Source organism: Streptomyces sp. NPDC019443 (assembly GCF_044389785.1).
Classification (GTDB): domain Bacteria; phylum Actinomycetota; class Actinomycetes; order Streptomycetales; family Streptomycetaceae; genus Streptomyces.
Genome location: NZ_JBIRYJ010000001.1, coordinates 326,992 through 344,233, shown reverse-complemented (window position 1 = coordinate 344,233; position 17,242 = coordinate 326,992). Strand labels below are relative to the sequence as shown.

General features: G+C 69.6%; 12 protein-coding genes and 1 pseudogene. 5 read left to right on the top strand and 8 right to left on the bottom strand.

All coding sequences use genetic code 11. The annotated features are described in order from the left end of the window. Positions 1-204: 204 nt before the first annotated feature. From ACH492_RS01545 to gcl, 3 genes are all read right to left on the bottom strand, one after another. Positions 205-4,068, bottom strand: a complete 3,864-nt coding sequence (locus ACH492_RS01545) for a caspase family protein (RefSeq protein WP_398981624.1) — start codon at positions 4,066-4,068, stop codon at positions 205-207. Next, positions 4,065-4,997 (bottom strand): antibiotic ABC transporter ATP-binding protein, encoded by a 933-nt coding sequence (locus tag ACH492_RS01540; protein ID WP_398981622.1) that lies wholly within the window; start codon positions 4,995-4,997, stop codon positions 4,065-4,067. The genes ACH492_RS01545 and ACH492_RS01540 overlap by 4 nt, the downstream gene beginning before the upstream one ends. Positions 4,998-5,168: 171 nt before the next feature. Continuing rightward, positions 5,169-6,947 carry a glyoxylate carboligase gene (gene gcl / locus ACH492_RS01535; protein WP_398981620.1) on the bottom strand — a complete coding sequence of 593 codons (1,779 nt, stop codon included), beginning with the start codon at positions 6,945-6,947 and terminating at the stop codon, positions 5,169-5,171. A 213-nt stretch (positions 6,948-7,160) separates the two neighbouring features. Here gcl and ACH492_RS01530 point away from each other — a divergent pair, with 213 nt between their 5' ends. Beyond that, positions 7,161-7,895, top strand: a complete 735-nt coding sequence (locus tag ACH492_RS01530) for a hypothetical protein (RefSeq protein WP_398981618.1) — start codon at positions 7,161-7,163, stop codon at positions 7,893-7,895. Between the two features lie 78 nt (positions 7,896-7,973). Next, positions 7,974-8,528: a GNAT family N-acetyltransferase gene (locus tag ACH492_RS01525; RefSeq protein ID WP_398981616.1), complete on the top strand. Its 555-nt coding sequence runs from the start codon at positions 7,974-7,976 to the stop codon at positions 8,526-8,528. Here the strand turns inward: ACH492_RS01525 and ACH492_RS01520 are convergent. Together ACH492_RS01520 and ACH492_RS01515 are read right to left on the bottom strand one after the other, a co-directional pair. Beyond that, positions 8,413-10,095, bottom strand: coding sequence for an AMP-binding protein (locus ACH492_RS01520; protein ID WP_398981614.1), 1,683 nt, complete (start codon positions 10,093-10,095; stop codon positions 8,413-8,415). The genes ACH492_RS01525 and ACH492_RS01520 overlap by 116 nt on opposite strands. Then, positions 10,092-11,780, bottom strand: a complete 1,689-nt coding sequence (locus ACH492_RS01515; RefSeq protein ID WP_398981612.1) for an AMP-binding protein — start codon at positions 11,778-11,780, stop codon at positions 10,092-10,094. The genes ACH492_RS01520 and ACH492_RS01515 overlap by 4 nt, the downstream gene beginning before the upstream one ends. A 100-nt stretch (positions 11,781-11,880) precedes the next feature. On the opposite strand from ACH492_RS01515, the gene ACH492_RS01510 reads away from it, so the two are divergent. Both ACH492_RS01510 and ACH492_RS01505 read left to right on the top strand, forming a co-directional pair. Then, positions 11,881-12,708, top strand: a complete 828-nt coding sequence (locus ACH492_RS01510; protein WP_398981611.1) for a response regulator transcription factor — start codon at positions 11,881-11,883, stop codon at positions 12,706-12,708. Positions 12,709-12,842: 134 nt separating this feature from the next. After that, positions 12,843-13,486: pseudogene (locus tag ACH492_RS01505) on the top strand (LysE family translocator). A gap of 13 nt (positions 13,487-13,499) precedes the next feature. Here the strand turns inward: ACH492_RS01505 and ACH492_RS01500 are convergent. After that, positions 13,500-14,621: a winged helix DNA-binding domain-containing protein gene (locus ACH492_RS01500; RefSeq protein WP_398981609.1), complete on the bottom strand. Its 1,122-nt coding sequence runs from the start codon at positions 14,619-14,621 to the stop codon at positions 13,500-13,502. 153 nt (positions 14,622-14,774) lie between these two features. Between ACH492_RS01500 and ACH492_RS01495 the strand changes: the two genes are divergently transcribed. Beyond that, on the top strand, positions 14,775-15,914 hold the full coding sequence (locus ACH492_RS01495; protein WP_398981607.1) for a magnesium and cobalt transport protein CorA: 1,140 nt from the start codon (positions 14,775-14,777) through the stop codon (positions 15,912-15,914). Positions 15,915-16,034: 120 nt separating this feature from the next. Here the strand turns inward: ACH492_RS01495 and ACH492_RS01490 are convergent, their stop codons facing one another. Continuing rightward, positions 16,035-16,286, bottom strand: coding sequence for a DUF6193 family natural product biosynthesis protein (locus ACH492_RS01490; protein WP_398983230.1), 252 nt, complete (start codon positions 16,284-16,286; stop codon positions 16,035-16,037). A gap of 561 nt (positions 16,287-16,847) precedes the next feature. Beyond that, positions 16,848-17,222, bottom strand: coding sequence for a hypothetical protein (locus ACH492_RS01485; protein ID WP_398981605.1), 375 nt, complete (start codon positions 17,220-17,222; stop codon positions 16,848-16,850). Positions 17,223-17,242: the final 20 nt, after the last annotated feature.

Here is a 17,242-nt window from a genome sequence, read left to right as displayed (position 1 = left end):
GCGGTATGTACGGGCTGCATCTGGACGACGGGTGCGGGTGGAGATCAGGCAGCCCTTCCCCGAGTTTGCTAACGGCTGGATGGGTCCCGCGCTTGACCAGTCGAGGCGGGGGCTGGCGCTGCGCGCGTCCGTGGCCGACAAGTGCGGCGCGGAGCGGATGACTGATGGGATGGGAAGATCATCTGGTTTGACTGCACGCTGGGCTCAGTGCCGCCGAGTGAGGACGACGACTTCGTTCCGCATACCGATCACTATGTCGCGCCCGAGGGCGGCCACCGCATCCGCAGGCAGTGGCAGTGCGAGCGCGGCGGTGAGCCGATTGCCCGTCAGATCCCAAATCCGCATGGTGTGGTCGGCACTGGTGCTGATGGCGTGGGGGCGGTTGTCGATGGTGGCGCAGGCGACAGCACGCACCGAATTGGTGTGACCGGTGAGGGTGGCAAGTGCGGTGCCGTCGGTCAGGTCCCAGACGCGGACGGTGTGGTCGGCGCTGCCGGTGACGGCGTGGGGGCGGTTGTCGATGGTGGCGCAGGCGACAGCACGCACCGGGGCGGTGTGGCCGGTGAGGATGGCGTGCGGGGTGTCGTGTGCGAGATCCCACACGCGGACGGTGTAGTCGGCGCTGCCGGTGACGGCGTGGGGGCGGTCGTGGACGGTGGTGCAGGCAACGGCGTTCACCCAGTTGGTGTGGCCGATGAGAGTTCGTTCGGTGCCATCGGTGAGGTCCCATACCCGGACGGTCTGGTCGCCGCTGCCGGTGATGGCATGGGGGCGGCCGTCGATGCTGGTGCAGGCGACCGCGAACACCCAGTTGGTGTGACCGGTCAGAGTGATGACCGAGGTCTGCTCGGTGAGGTCCCAGACGCGGACTGTGTGGTCGTCGCCGGTGGTGACCGCGTGAGGGCGGTCGTTGATGGTGGTGCAGGCGACGGCGCGTAGCCAGTTGGTATGTCCGGTAAGGATTCGCTGAGTGCGGGAGGTGAGATCCCAGACGCGGGCGGTGTAGTCGGCGCTGCCGGAGACGGCGTGGGGGCGGTTGTCGATGGTGGCGCAGGCAATCGCGTTCACCCAGTTGGTGTGACCGGTGAGAGTGCCGTGCTGGGCGCCGTTGGTGAGGTCCCACACGCGGACTGTGGTGTCGGCGCTGGTGGTGACTACGTGAGGGCGGCCGTCGATGGTGGCGCAGGCGACGGCGAACACCGAGTTGGTGTGACCGGTGAGGGTGGTCCGTGTGGTGCCATCAGTGAGATCCCACACGCGGACTGTGGTGTCGGCGCTGGTGGTGATGGCGTGGGGGCGGCCGTCGATCGTGGTGCAGGCGACGGCGAGTACCCAGGCCGTGTGACCGGTGAGGGTGGTCCGTGTGGTGCCATCAGTGAGATCCCACACGCGGATGGTGTGATCGCTGCTGGTGGTGATGGCGTGGGGGTGGCCGTCGATCGTGGTGCAGGCGATGGCGTTCACCCAGTTGGTATGGCCGGCGAGGGTGGCCTGCTGCGTGCTGTTGGCGAGGTCCCACACCCGGACTGTGGTGTCGTCGCCGCTGGTGACGGCGTAGGGACGATCGTTGATGGTGGTGCAGGCGACGGCGCTAACCCGGCCCGTGTGACCGGGGAGGGTGGTCCGTGTGGTGCCATCGGTGAGATCCCACACGCGGACGGTTTCGTCCTTGCCTGTGGTGATGGCGTGGGGGCGGCCGTCGATCGTGGTGCACGCGACGGCTGTCACCGGGCCGGTGTGGCCGGATAGCGTGATGATGAGGGCGGGGTGCACCAGAGTGCCGGTGGCCCAGCGTGGTCCCCAGGGGCGTCCCCTTGCCAGCTCCGCGGCGAGACTGCGTTCGCCGTACCGTGCCGCGTCGATGGCCAGGATGTCGCGGCGTGCCTCGGAGGTGACGCGAGCGTGCTGGTCAGCGGAGGCCCGGTAAATCGCGCAGCGTAGCCGGCCCTCGGGTGACCGGGCGTTGGGGAGGGCGTGCGTCAGGGGGCCGGGGGTGGCGTGGATCAGGAAGTCGCTGTCGTGGAGCAGCGGGTCAAGGACGTCGGCGGCAGCGGCATGGGTTGCGAGGTGGTCGCGGATATAGAGGCTTGCGGCGGGCCAGTCCCGGCCGCTGCTGCGCGGATCGTGGGGCACCTGGGCGAGGAGCGCCCTGGTGATGGCGGCGTGAGCTTCCCTGTCATGGCCTGGGGTGCGCAGGTGCTCGGCCATCGTCTCGTGGAAGAGGCGAAAGGCGGAGGTGTCCGCGGTGCCCGTTGCGACGACGTAGGAGCCGGCGTTCTCGTGGAGCCAGTGCAAATCCTCCTCAGGACAGGGTCTTCCGGAGAGGGCTTCGGCGATGGCAGACCAGTGGGTGGACCACGGGAGCCCGGCACCTTGGGCGTAGGCGAGCGGGCGCAGCAGGCGTTCGACCTTCTCCCTGTCGCGGCCGAACCGGGCCAGGTACGCGGCGAAGGCCTGGCCCGCGTCGCTGGGCAGGGCGTTCTGCCAGCCGGGCCGGGTGGTGTCCACCGTGATCCGGCCGTCCACGACAGCCCGCGCGGTCATCCGCGCGACCAGGAACGACCTGCCCGCGCGCTCCGCGATTCCCTTGGCGACCATGGCGGCTTGTGCAGGCCGGTTCCGGTAAGGGGAGCGGCTGTCCGGGTCTTGGGCCTCAAGCAGGAGACTGCGGGCGTAGTCGGTGATGTCGCTCTGCGTGATGTACTCGGAGTCGTCCAGGTTGATGACGTCCACCGCTCGGCCCAGCGCGGGGATCACAGGGCGGCGGGTGCCGATGATCAGCCGGACGGCGGACAGGCTGGTCATCGGCTGGAGGAGTTCGCGGGCGACCCGCATGCCCTCGCTGCTGTCGCCCGCGGTACCGGCCTCGTCGAGGGCGTCCACGAGTAAGGTGACCGGTTCGGTGCGCTCGCCGAGTGCCTGCAGGAGGTCATCGCGGTCAGTGCTGGGCAGGTTCAGCACCTTGGCGAGCTCAGCGGCCAGCTCCTCGGCGGTGGTGCGGCGGGCGTGCAGGGGGACGATGGCCAGGCCGGGCGGGGGTAGGGCGTTCCGCGGGGTACCACTACGGGACGGATGGTCGGCTTCGGTCAGCATCAGCAACCGTCCGAGCAGGGCGGACTTGCCGGATCCGGGGTCGCCGGTCACCACCTTGGCTCTGCGGTCGTGGCGGTCGGATCGGAGCCAGGAGGCCAGGGAGTTGAGGGCGGCGGTGCGGCCGGTGAAGTAGTCACCGCGCTGCCCCGCGTGTTCCAGGCCCCGGCCCCGAGGTCCGAAATGCCCCCGGCTCTGCTTGCGCAGGCGGGTCAGGGTCTCGACGTCGAGGTCGTTCCAGGGCAGGCCGGGGATATGGGCCGTGTTGCGGAAGAACGGAGCGTAGCCGTCGCTGTCGACTGCCGAGTGGCTGGCGTGCTGGGCTGCCTTGTGGGCGGTGCGGAAGTGGGCGTTGATCCGTTCAGTGACCTCCCGCACCCCGAGGAATTCCTGGTGGGCGCTCGCTCGGGGATGCCTGAGTACATCAGTGAGGGCGTCGACGAATGCGTTCTCCTTGGCTTTCTCCTTGCCGCGGGCGGCGGCCAGGAGCCAGCGGCCCGCCGCCCTGCGCTGGGCCCCCGCCAGCTCCGCCGCTAGCACCGAGACGTTCTCGGCCCCTGCGCCCGCGTAGCAGGTGTCCAGCATCACCAGCAGATGGCCCACCGGACTGGTCAATAGCGGTCGGCACAGGTCCTCGCTGGCCAAGGCGGTGGTCCACCGGCCGTAGTTGGTATTACCGCACAGGAGATAGTGGCGGTCGGCGGCCTTGGTGCCGTGGCCGGCGAAATAGACAACCACGACGTCGTGCGGACCGAGATCGGCTTCCAGCGCCCAGTCCTCGATGCCTTCGGGCAGGGCACGACTGTCGGGGTTCTCGGACAGCCCCGCAAGCACCCGCTCGTATCCCATCGGTTCCAGTAACGCGCATACCCGCCGTACGTCGTCCGCGACGCCCGGCAGGTCTTTGATGGCGTCGTCCCTGTAGGTGGAAGCCCCCACCGCGATCAGGAGGCGGCGGTTCACGGTGTGCTCGTTCACCGCTTCTCCTCGCCTTCCGAACAGGCCGAGTCCAGGAGGCCCTTGGTGATCACCTCGCCCGTCTTACGGGCGGTCAGGTAGCGGGTGAGGTCATGCATCCGCGTTCCGTTGGTGATCGGCAGGTCGGTGATGCGCAGCTCACCCTCGCGCGGGCGGAAGTGGTCGGCGAGGGTGTCGGGGAGGGCAATGATGTCACCCGGATCGGCGATGTTGGTCCAGCGGCGGATGCCGCCCGGCCACAGCCCAACCCCGCCGACGGGCGCCGGATCGAGCCGGTCGTGGACGATGCCGCGCAGGCCCAGCGGGGAGCCGAGTGTCACCAGGTCGGTCACCGGCCAGTCCGGGTTCGCGTGCAGCGCCTCGTACGCCACGACCGAGCCCAGGGAGTGGGCGACCAGCACGCTGGTCTCGTCGGCGATCTCCTCGGTCAGCCGCCTGCGTACCGCTTCGCGCAGCTCAGGCTCCGTCAGATAGCGGCGGACCTGCTTCAGGGCGAAGATCAGCAGCCGGTCAGAGACCTTGCCAAAGAACCGGGAGCCGGCCAGCGCGTCCAGCGCCTCCCGCACCCGCTGTAACAGCAGCAGTCGCGAGGCGCCATAACCGACCAGTCCCCGCGTACCGTCCTCGTCAGGCCCGGTCACCGCCGGATCTACCCGCGCGGCCTGCTCCCACCACGCGGCCAGCAACTCCGCCTCAATGCCGTCCTCGACGTCCGACTCGTCCCACGAGGGCAGGTCAAGTTCCGTGCCCCGGGTGCCCGTCTCGAAGTACAGATCGCCGTAGAAGGCGCACGCCACGTCCCGATCCCGAAGGTGTGGCCCTCCCGCCAGCCGTACCCCGTCCCTGAGCGCCGGGCCGACGACCACGCGCATCGTCTCCGGGCCCAAGAACTCCTTGCCGATGCCGTGCACGACAACAACCCGCGCCACCGCAGCCCCCACTGTTCTCATTGACCCGGGACCCGACCCTAGAGCAACGTGCCCGCCCTGAACGGCGATTTCGGCATTCCCGCGGTCGCACAGTGACCGGCTGTTGCGCACGGGCCGCATGCGCGAAGCCGGGTGTCCTGAAACGCCGAGCAGCCCCCGGCGGCAGGTACGTCAGACATTCAGCGGCTTGATCGCCGTCGGCGCGTGGCCCGGCTCCGTGGCCAGTTCCTCGAACTCGACGACATTGCTGATGTCCGCCGTCGTGCTCATCGAGATGTTGGTGATCCGCTCCAGGATCGCCTCCACGACGACCGGCACCCGGAACTCCGCGGCCAGCTTCTTGGCCTCCTCGAAGGCCGGCAGCAGCTGGTCCGGCTCGGTGACCCGGATCGCCTTGCAGCCCAGACCCTCGACGACCTTGACGTGGTCGACACCGTAGACACCCAGCTCCGGGGCGTTGATGTTCTCGAACTCCAGGTTGACCTGGAAGTTGATGTCCAGGCCGATCTGCGCCTGCCGGATCAGGCCCAGGTAGGAGTTGTTCACCAGAACATGGACGTACGGGATCCGGTGCTGCGCGCCGACCGCCAGCTCTTCGATCATGAACTGGAAGTCGTAGTCGCCGGACAGGGCGACGACCGGCGACTCCGGGTCCGCGGTGGCGACGCCGAGCGCGGCCGGAATCGTCCAGCCGAGCGGGCCCGCCTGGCCGCAGTTGATCCAGTGGCGCGGCCTGTAGACGTGCAGCATCTGCGCGCCGGCGATCTGGGAGAGGCCGATGGTGGTGACGTACCGGGTCTCCGGACCGAAGGCCCTGTTCATCTCCTCGTACACGCGCTGCGGCTTCAGCGGCACGTTGTCGAAGTGCGTACGGCGGTGCAGCGTGGCCTTGCGCTCCTGCGTGGCGGCGGCCCACTCGGCGCGGTCGGGGAGCTTGCCCGCGGCCTTCAGCTCGCGAGCCACCTCGACGAAGAGCTCCAGCGCGGCCTTGGCGTCGGAGGCGATCCCGTAGTCCGGGGCGAAGATCCTGCCGATCTGGGTGGGCTCGATGTCCACATGGACGAATGTGCGGCCCTTGGTGTAGACGTCGAGCTTGTAGCCGGTGTGGCGGTTGGCCCAGCGGTTGCCGATGCCCAGGACGAAGTCGGACTCCAGGAAGTTCGCGTTGCCGTAGCGGTGCGAGGTCTGCAGGCCGACCATGCCGGCGTTGAGCTCGTGGTCGTCCGGGATGGTGCCCCAGCCCATCAGGGTCGGGATGACCGGCGTGCCGGTGAGCTCGGCGAACTCGACCAGCAGGTCGCAGGCGTCGGCGTTGATGATGCCGCCGCCGGCGACGATCAGCGGGCGCTCCGACTCCAGGAGGAAGGAGATCGCCTTCTCGATCTGGGCGCGGGTGGCGGACGGCTTGTAGACGGGCAGCGGCTCGTACGTCTCCGGGTCGAACTCGATCTCGGTCAGCTGCACGTCGATCGGCAGGTCGATGAGGACCGGTCCCGGACGGCCCGAGCGCATCAGGTGGAAGGCCTGCTGGAAGACGCCGGGGACCTGCGCGGCCTCCAGGATTGTCGTCGCGGCCTTGGTGACCGGCCCCGCGATCGAGGCGATGTCGACGGCCTGGAAGTCCTCCTTGTGGATCACGGAGGTCGGCGCCTGGCCGGTGATGCACAGGATCGGGATCGAGTCGCCGATGGCGGAGTACAGGCCGGTGATCATGTCGGTACCCGCCGGGCCCGACGTGCCGATGCAGACACCGATGTTGCCGGCGCCCGCGCGGGTGTAGCCCTCCGCCATGTGGGAGGCGCCTTCGACATGGCGGGCAAGCGTGTGGTCGATGCCGCCGACGGCCTGGAGGGCCTTGTAGAAGGGGTTGATGGCCGCGCCCGGCACACCGAACGCGTTCGTGACGCCTTCGCGCTTGAGGATCTCAACTGCCGCTCGGGCAGCGGTCATACGAGGCATGGATGCTCCTGCTTCGGCCAGGCGGAGTCGGACTCTTTCGCGTCACTCGAGAGCTTCGATTCCGTAATGCGGAAGTATAGTTCTGCTATACGGAAGTAATGTAGGACGCGTACGGAACGGCGTCAAGGGATGGCCGAAGTCCCTCCCCAAGGCCTTGCGCTTGGTGGACGATGTACGCCAGTACGAGGGGAAGGGGGACCCGCGGTGGCCGAGACCGTGCGGGTGCGCTGTCCGTCCTGCCGGCGCGACCATCTGTACGCAGCGCAGGTCTATCCGTGCGCGTGCGGCGCCCCGATCGCCCCGCCGCTGCTGCGCGCCGCCCCCGCGGAGCCGATCACGCACCGCACCTGGACGGACGACTGGGTGACGGTCCGCTGCCAGGAGTGCGGCCGCCAGGACCAGTGGCCACAGCCGGAGCTCGGCTGCCTGTGCGGCACGGTGCTGCGCGTCCCGGTCCGCCCGGTGAGCGCCCCCGCCCCGGCCGCGCCCGACTCGACGGCGTCCTTGGCGGCACGCCCGTCGCACATCCGACTGCCGAGCACCGCGACAGCCGTGGTGCGCCCCTCTTTCCGCCCGGTCACGATCCGCACCGCGCGGGACGCGGTGACCGCGGCCGCGCTCTATCTGAAGTGGCTGGGGTTCCGGGACGTCGTGCAGCCGGAGGTCCGGCCCTCGTCCGGTATAGATCTGCGCGGCCCTGGCCTGGTCGCCCAGGTCGACCCGTCCACCCGCCCCGCCACGCTGCGCGATGTCGAGTGCCTGTGGCTGAACGGGCTGAGCATCTCGGCGTCGAGCGTCTTCTTCTCACTCGCGGGGTATGCGGACGACGCCAGGTCCCGCGCCGACGATCTCGGCATCCCGCTCTTCGTCATGGACCTCACGGGCAGCCCGCAGCCGGTCAACGGCCCGGCGGACGAACTCATCTCCACCGGCGTCTGACACGGCTCTCGCCACGACGTCACGACGCCTCGGGGGCGCGGGCTGCGGGGCCTGAAACGGCTGGGCCATACTCCCCATATGCGTATCCGACCGGCCGCACTCGCCGAACTCCCCCTGCTCCAGGACATCGAGAGGGCGGCCGGCGAGCCCTTCCGCGGCCTCGGCATGGCGGTGATCGCCGACGACGAGCCCCCGGCGCTCGACCTGCTGGAGCGCTACCACCGCCTGGGCCACGCCTGGGTGTCGGCCGACGCCGCCGACCGTCCGGTCGCGTATCTGATCTCCGACACGGTCGACGGCGCTGCCCATATCGAGCAGGTCTCGGTCCACCCGGCCGCCGCCCGCCGGGGGCTCGGCAGCGCCCTGATCGACCACCTCGCCGCGTGTGCGGCCGCCGACGGGCTGACGGCCCTCACCCTGACGACCTTCGCCGAGGTCCCGTGGAACGCGCCCTACTACACACGTCTGGGTTTCCGCTCGCTGACCGATGCCGAACTCACCGAAGGACTGCGGGAGATCAGACGCGCGGAGGCTCGGCACGGCCTGGACCACTGGCCGCGGGTGTGCATGCGCCGGGAGCTCGCCGGCTCTCCTCCGCCGAGCCGTACCGCCGGCGCAGCTCCACCTTTCTGACCTTCCCGCTCACCGTCATCGGGAAGCCGGCGAGGATCTCGAGACGGCGCGGGATCTTGTAGTGCGCGAGCTGTTCCCGGCAGAACGCGGCGATGTCGTCCAGGGTCGGCGGGTCCGCGGGATCGCGGGGGACGACGCAGGCCAGGATCTCCTCGCCATAGCGCTCGTCGGGGACGCCGACCACCTGAACGTCCGCGATCTTGGGGTGGCCGTACAGAAACTCCTCGATCTCACGCGGATAGACGTTCTCACCGCCCCTGATGATCATGTCCTTGATCCGGCCGACGATCTGGACGTAGCCGTCCTCGCGCATCACCGCCAGGTCGCCGGTGTGCATCCAGCGGCCCTCGTCGATGGCCTCTGCGGTCTTCTCCGGCTCGTTCCAGTAGCCGAGCATCACGCTGTAGCCGCGGGTACGCAGCTCACCGGCCTCCCCGCGGGGCAGGGTCACACCGGTGACCGGGTCGACGATCTTGACCTCGACATGGGGCAGCACCCGGCCCACCGTGCCGGTGCGGCGCTCCAGATCGTCGTCGCGCCGGGTCTGGGTGGAGACCGGCGAGGTCTCCGTCATGCCGTAACAGATCGACACTTCCGCCATGTTCATCTCGGCGACGACCCGCTTCATCACCTCCACCGGGCAGGGCGAGCCCGCCATGATTCCGGTGCGCAGGGTGGACAGGTCGTACGAGGCGAAGTCCGCGAGGTTCAGCTCGGCGATGAACATCGTCGGGACGCCGTAGAGCGAGGTGCAGCGCTCTTCGGCGACCGCGCTGAGGGTGGCCGTCGCATCGAAGGAGGGGGCCGGGATGACCATGCACGCGCCGTGCGAAGTGGCGGCGAGATTGCCCATGACCATGCCGAAGCAGTGATAAAAGGGCACCGGCAGACAGATCCGGTCCTGCTCGGTGTAGGCGATCATCTCCCCCACGAAATAGGCGTTGTTGAGGATGTTGTGGTGGGAGAGCGTCGCGCCCTTGGGGAAGCCGGTGGTGCCCGAGGTGTACTGGATGTTGACCGGGTCGTCGCAGGACAACTCGGCCTCGCGGGCGGCCAGTTGCTCGTCGGTGACGGTACCGGCCGCGTCCAGGAGCACGTCCCAGGAGCCGTCCTCGATGTAGTGGACGGCCCGCAGCTCGGGGCAGCGTGGGCGCACCTGCTCCACCAGTGCCCTGTAGTCGCTGGTCTTGTGCCGCTGCGATGCGCACAGCACCGAGATCCCGGCCTGTTTCAGTACGTACTCGAGCTCGTGCGCCCGGTACGCCGGATTGATGTTCACCATGATCGCGCCGATCCGGGCGGTGGCGTACTGCACGAGCACCCACTCGGCGCAGTTGACCGCCCAGATCCCGACCCGGTCGCCCTTGGCGACCCCGGTCCCGAGCAGCCCGCGCGCCAGCTGGTCCACCGCCGAGCCGAATTCGGCATACGTCCAGCGGGTGCCCGCGGGCACGTCGACCAGCGCCTCGCGGTCGGGATAAGCCGCGATCGCCCGGTCGAGGTTCTGGCCGATGGTGTCACCGAGCAGCGCCGTCGTGCCGGTGCCGTGCGTGTAGGAGAGCGTCACCGCAGGTTCCCCTCGTCGTACTCGGCGGCCGAGCCGTCGGCCGTACGCTCGCGCAGCTCGACCCGGCGGATCTTCCCCGAGACGGTCTTGGGCAGCTCCGCGAACTCAAGACGGCGGATGCGCTTGTACGGGGCGAGGACGGAGCGCGAGTGCTCGAAGAGCAGCTTCGCCGTGTCTTGGCCCGGCTCCCAGCCCTCGGCGAGCACGATGTACGCCTTCGGCACGGCGAGCCGCACCGGGTCGGGTGCGGGCACCACCGCGGCCTCCGCCACCGCCTCGTGCTCCAGCAGCGCGCTCTCCAGCTCGAACGGCGAGATCTTGTAGTCGGACGCCTTGAAGACGTCGTCCGAGCGCCCGACGTAGGTGATGTATCCGTCGGCGTCGCGCGCGCCGATGTCGCCGGTGCGGTAGAAGCCGCCGGCCATCGCCTCGGCCGTACCCTCCGGGTCGCCGTGGTACCCGGTCATCAGGCCGACCGGATGGCCGGACAGATCCAGCGAGATCTCGCCCTCCGTGGCGCCCGGCTCGCCCGTCACCGGGTCCAGGAGCACCACCTGGTAGCCGGGGCTCGGACGGCCCATTGAGCCGGCCTTCAGCAGCTGACCTGGGCTGTTGGAGACCTGCACGGCCGTCTCCGTCTGCCCGAACCCGTCCCGGACGGTGACGCCCCACTCGCGTCGTACGGTCTCGATGACCTCGGGGTTGAGCGGCTCTCCGGCCGCGACCACCTCGCGCGGCGGCGTACGCAGCTGGCCGAGGTCCGCCTGGATCAGCATCCGCCACACCGTGGGCGGGGCGCAGAAGCTGGTCACTCCCGCGCGGTCCATCTCCGCCATCAGCCGGGCCGCGTCGAAGCGCGTGTAGTTGTGGATGAAGACGGTCGCCTCGGCGTTCCAGGGCGCGAAGAGATTGGACCAGGCGTGCTTGGCCCAGCCGGGCGAGGAGATGTTCAGATGCACATCGCCCGGCTTGAGCCCGATCCAGTACATGGTCGCCAAGTGGCCGACGGGGTACGAGAGATGGGTGTGCTCGACCAGCTTGGGACGGGCGGTCGTGCCGGAGGTGAAGTAGAGCATCAGCGGGTCGTGGGCGTGCGTGACACCGTCGGGCTCGAAGTCGTCCGGCGCGGAGAACGCCCCCTCGAATTCGAGCCAGCCCGGCACGCCGGTTGCGCCCCGGTCCGCCACCGCGATTCTGGTGTAGTCCCCCGGCACCTCGGCGAATTTGGCGGTGTCCGCCTCCCGCACGATGACGTGCCGGGCGCGTCCGCGTTCGATCCGGTCCCTGAGGTCCAGCGGGCCGAGCAGCGGGGTCGCGGGGATGACGACCGCCCGCAGCTTCATCGCCGCGAGCGCGATCATCCACAGTTCCTGCTGGTTGCCGAGCATCACCAGGATCCGGTCCCCGGCTCGTACGCCCTGGGCCCGCAGCCAGTTGGCGACCTGGTTCGAGCGTACGGACATCTCACCGAACGAGACGGTGATCTCGCGGCCGTCCTCCTCGACGATGTGCAGCGCGGTCCTGTCGTTGCCGGTGGCGATCTCGTCGAACCAGTCCAGCGCCCAGTTGAAGCGCTCGGGCCGCGGCCAGGCGAAGCCGTCGTACGCCGTCGCGTAGTCCTCCCGGTGCTCCAGCAGAAAGTCCCGGGCGGCCCGGAAACTTTCCGTCGCGCTGCCTGAAGTCATGTGTCCTCCTCATTGCGGGACCGGCTACCGACATCGTGTAATCAGTGACTCAGGTCTCACCACCCCCGTACGGGGGTGACCCAGCACGGAGGAAGAGGACGTGCACGAGCCGGCCGATGCGGTGGAGATGCGAGCGGCGCTGCTGCGGCTGCGCCGGACGACCGGGCTGCCGGTCGCCTTCGGCGGTCTGCTGCACGACGCACGCCGGCTGCGGATCGCCGAACTGAGCGGCGCGGCGACGGGCGCGCTGCGGGGCCTCGCGATATGCGCGGGCAACGGCCTCGGCGGCAAGTCCATCGCGCTGTCCCGGCCGTGCGCGGTGACCGACTACCGCTCGGCGCGGCACATCAGCCACGAGTACGACGCGGCGGTCGCGACGGAGGGGCTGCGCTCGGTGCTCGCGGTGCCCGTCGTCGTACGGCGCAAGGTACGGGGCGTGCTCTACGGCGCGCTGCGTGAGCCGATGGCGATGGGCGAGAGGACCTTCGACGCCGCGGTGGCCGCGGCGCGCGATGTGGAGCAGGCGCTGGTCGTACGGGACGAGGTGCAGCGACTGCTGGCGGCGGCGCGGGAGCCGGTGGCGGGTCCCGGGGCGTGGGAGGAGGTCCGCGAGGCGCACGGCGAGCTGCGGGCGCTGGCCCCGCGGATCGTCGACCAGGCGCTGCGGGAGACGCTGCTGTCGGTCTGCGGCCGGCTGGCGACCGCGGCGGGCGGTCGGCCGCGCGAGTACACGGTCACGCTGACGCCGCGCGAGCTGGACGTGCTGGCGTGCGTCGCGGCGGGCTCGACGAACGCGGCCGCGGCCGAGCGGCTCGGCCTGAAGCCGGAGACGGTGAAGGGTTATCTGCGGTCCGCGATGCGGAAGTTGGGGACGCACACCCGACTGGAGGCGGTGGTGGCGGCGCGGCGCGCGGGGCTGCTGCCGTAGCCGCCTCCGGCGGGGATTGCCCTCTCCGCCCCTTCCCGAAACCGGGGCTTCGCCCCGGACGCCACTCCTCAATCGCCTCAGCGGCTGAGACCGCGGCTCTATGCGCCCAGCCGGGCATCGCGTTGAATGACGGGATGGTGTCGACGGACCGTTTCATCGCATTCGCCGCGATGTCCCTGCTGGTGATCGTGATCCCGGGCCGAGCGTGCTCTTCGTGATCGGCCGGGCTCTCGCCCACGGCCGCCGGACGGCGGTGGCCACCGCCTTGGGCAATGTCTTCGGCTCGTACGTCCTGGTCGTGGCCGTCGCGCTGGGCGTCGGCGCGCTGGTGGAGCGGTCGGCCACGGTGTTCATGGCGGTGAAGCTGGCGGGCGCGGCGTATCTGGTCTTCCTCGGTGTGCAGGCTTTCCGGCACCGCAAGGACATGAAGGTCTCGGACATGGCCGCCCCGGCAGGACCGGCGCGCGGCGATGTCCGTACGGTCGTGGACGGCATCCTGGTAGGCGTCACCAACCCCAAGGGCATCGTCTTCTTCGCCGCGGTGCTGCCGCAGTTCGTGGACCACTCGGCGGGCCATCTGCCCGCGCAGATGCTGCTGCTCGGCCTGGTCCCGATCTCGATCGGCCTGGTGACGGACACACTCTGGGGTCTGGGCGCGGCGGCGGCGCGCGGCTGGTTCGCCCGCTCGGAGCGCCGACTGTCGATGGTGGGCGGCGCGGGCGGGTTCGCGATGATCGGCCTGGGCGTGACGGTGGCGGCGACGGGCCGCGCGGACTGACTCCCGCTTCCCGCTACTCGCTGAAGGTCCCGAAGCGGATGTCGTACGCGGTGGCCGAGGACATGGCGGTGAGCATCCGCTCTCCCTCCTCGGCCACGGCGCCCTGCTGCGCGCGGGTCAGCGTCCCGAAGGCCTGGACGGTCACGGTCGCGGTCTCATCGGTCTCGGTCAGTCGCCAGATCCCGGCGAGGTAGCCGTCCACGAGGAGGGTCGAGTACGCCTGGTTGCCCTTCCAGGTGCTCGTCTTGTACTCCTCGGGCACGAGGCGGCTGCGGTCTGCGTGCGAGAGCAGCAGATTGTCGAACTCGGGCAGGAAGCGGGGCGGCGCCGGGGTCCCGGGGTCCGGCCGGGGCCCGTCGGGGAGGTCGAAGAGCTCGACGCCGTTCTCGTCCTGGAAGACGGCCAGCCGCGGCCGCAGCCGCTCGAAGACCTCCCGCATCCGGGTCAGCCCGGACCAGATCTGCATGTCCTTGACGGAGGCGGGGCCGAAGGCCGCGAGGTAGCGGAGCACGGTGGCGTCGGGCGCGGGCGCGGGCTCCGCCCACCGGCCGAACCAATGCTCGGCGGTGGTGAGCGTGACCTGGCCGCTCCTGCCCCACAGGCCGCGCGGGGTGACCTGCACCAGCGGCAGTACGCAGCGGGCGGCGACGGACAGGGCGAACGGATCGGCGTCCGGCCACTGTCTCAGCAGCGCCTCACGCAGCTCCTTCATGGTCCGGGGCTGCTCCTCGACCAGCTCACGGCTGAGGGCGCCGAGGCGGGCAAGATCGACTCCGGCCAGGCCCGACCGGAACTGCTTGAGCTCCCTGTCGCGCGCGGCCTGGACCAGCGGCCGCAGGGTGAGGCAGTCCTCGGCGGTGTGCGTATGGATGGTGGAACGCATGGTGACCAGTCGCGCGACCTCGCGGGATGCCATCAGCGCGGAAAGCTCTGCGGGGTCGAAGCCGTCCAGCCGGGCCGCGAGGGCGAAGTACGGCGGCTTCACGTTCTGCGCCTGAAGGCCGACGAGGTGCTCGACGGCGCCCTTGACGGACATCGCGGACCTGGGGGCGCGGCGCAGCAGGAGCTGACGCTGAAGCGTTGCGCGGTTGAGGGCGCGGTTGCCGAGTAGGGGATACGTCGTCTTCGAGGCCATGCGCCACACGCTACTCATACTTGCGGACAACTCCTGTCCGCAATGAGGGAGCCCTGTCCCTGCCCCGTCATGCCGGGGCAATTCGACGCGGATATCCTGCTCCGAAGCCGCAAGGGTGCACGTTATGGGTTCGATGTGGAGGTGAGACCCGCGATGCCGCTGTCCCCCAAGAAGCACCAATGGCGCCGCCGGCCCCTGCCGCCCACGAGCCCGCCGTCAAAGGCTCCCGCGACCGCCGAGCCTGCCGCCCCCGCACCCGTACACAAGGACCAGGGCAGCGTCGTCCAGGCCGCGCTCTACCGCGAGGGCAACCGCGTCGCGACGCCCGACTCGCTCGCCGAGACCTTCCGCAAGCTGCGCGAGTTCCCCGACGGCATGGCGTGGATCGGGCTGCACCGCCCCACCGAGGCCGAAGTCCATTCGCTCGCCGACGAGTTCGACCTGCATGAACTCGCCGTCGAGGACGCCCTGGAGGCCCACCAGCGCCCGAAGCTCGAACGGTACGGCGACACCCTGTTCGTGGTGCTGCGCGCCGCCCGCTATCTCGACGCCCAGGAGGAGGTCGAGTTCGGCGAGCTGCACGTCTTCCTGGGCAAGGACTTCCTGATCACGGTCCGCCACGGCGCGGCCCCCGACCTGTCCGCGGTTCGCCGCCGCATGGAGGAGACCCCGGAGCTGCTGGCCCTCGGCCCGGAGGCGGTGCTGTACGCGATCCTGGACGCCGTGGTCGACGGCTACGCCCCGGTGGTGGCGGGCGTGCAGAACGACATCGACGAGATCGAGACCGAGGTCTTCAGCGGCGACCCCGAGGTTTCCCGCCGTATCTACGAACTCTCCCGCGAAATGGTCGAGTTCCAGCGCGCCACCCGCCCTCTGGTCGGCATGCTGCACGCCCTGATGGCGGGCTTCGCCAAGTACGGCACGGACGAGGAGCTGCAGCGCTATCTCCGTGACGTCGCCGACCACGTCACGCACACGAGCGAGCGCGTGGACGGCTTCCGCCAGGCGCTCACGGAAATCCTCACGGTGAACGCGACGCTGGTGACGCAGCAGCAGAACGCGGAGATGCGGGCGCTGGCGGAGGCGGGCTTCGAGCAGAACGAGGAAATCAAGAAGATCTCGAGCTGGGCGGCCATTCTCTTCGCCCCGACGCTGGTCGGCACGATCTACGGCATGAACTTCGAGACGATGCCGGAGCTGAGCTGGGACTTCGGCTACCCGTTCGCGATCTGTCTGATGGCGGTCGTGTGTGTGAGCCTGTACTTCATCTTCAAGCGTCGCCACTGGCTCTGATCGGCGTGAGAGGCGCCGCCGCGAGGAGGTGCAGCCCCGATCTCAGGCTCCGACGGAGCGCCTGAGGCCGCTGGGGAGAATCTGGGGAGATATCAGCCACGCCCCGATCCGGGCGGACTCTTACGATCCCGGGCGCCGGCCTACAAGAGCCTTGCCGCTGCGGCGCCGTCTGCGAGCGCTGGCCAGAACGGAGAGTAGCGGGCCGTCTACGCGGCCGTGGCGACGGCGGCGGATGGCCGAGCTAGCAAACGGATACAGCTGGCGAAGCGTCGACTCCGCATGCGCCGCCTCGGCAACCTTCAAGATCGACTGCGCGTGCCCCAGCCTCTCTGCTTCGTGGCGCAGGTCATCCAGGAGTAGGCGCCACTTCATGGCGACGGCCTCGCGGGGACCGCGTTCGTGGGCCTCCGCCAGCTCGGTCACCTCGACGAACGGGGCCGCTACGCGGATCTCTCGGATCTCGGCCCGTCCCGCCAAGCTGCAAGAGCCCGGGCCATCTCTCCCAGATCCGGTGTCGAACCCGAGATCAGCTGGACTCCCTTGGACCAACCGCTGAAGATGAACCATCGCTCGACGGCTCCGAGGACGATCCAGCACGACTCGCGGTCAACAGCCTGGCTCTCGACACCTGCCGAACGGAGCGGGTCTGAGTCACTGATCAGGACTTTGCCCAAAGAGAGCCCGAACCCGGCAGCTGCCAGTTCGAGTGCCGCGGCGAGACTACCCGCTCTTGTGTAGTACGCCGCTATTGCTGCGAAAGCGCCGGCGACCCAGTCGGGGCGTCGCCCCAGTCGATCCCGCTCATTAGCGAAGCGTAGAACGCCACGGCCCCCGAGCGTGGACACGCGTACGCGCTCGGGGACCGTTCGCTGCCCCAGCCTGCCCCACGACGGGGGACGAGTGGCAGGCCGGGGCGGCTTAGGGCATGGCGCGTCACTCGATGGTGATACGCCCTGTGCGCAGGCAGGTGTGGTTCGCGAAGAGGGCATCGAGGTGGAACTCGCGGGTCAGGTCACCGGTCCACTTCGCATCCGGCAGATCACGGTACGTGGGCGCCCGGACGGTGCGGGCCCTGGTGCACTGGGTCAGGATCCACCGGGCTTGCGCCTGGCTCGGTGGCGGGTTGGTGTACATGCTCGCGGCCAGCCGCCACATGTGATCGCCGGTCGCACTGTCCGGCTCGACGACGCCCACGATCGCAACATCCCCGAGGCCGCGGGAGTCGCTCGACCTCGTGGTGTACGCGACGGTCAAGCCCTCCAGCGGGAACACCGTGAGACGGCTGCAAGCGGAGAGAAGGGCAACCACAACGGCTCCGTTCTGTGAGT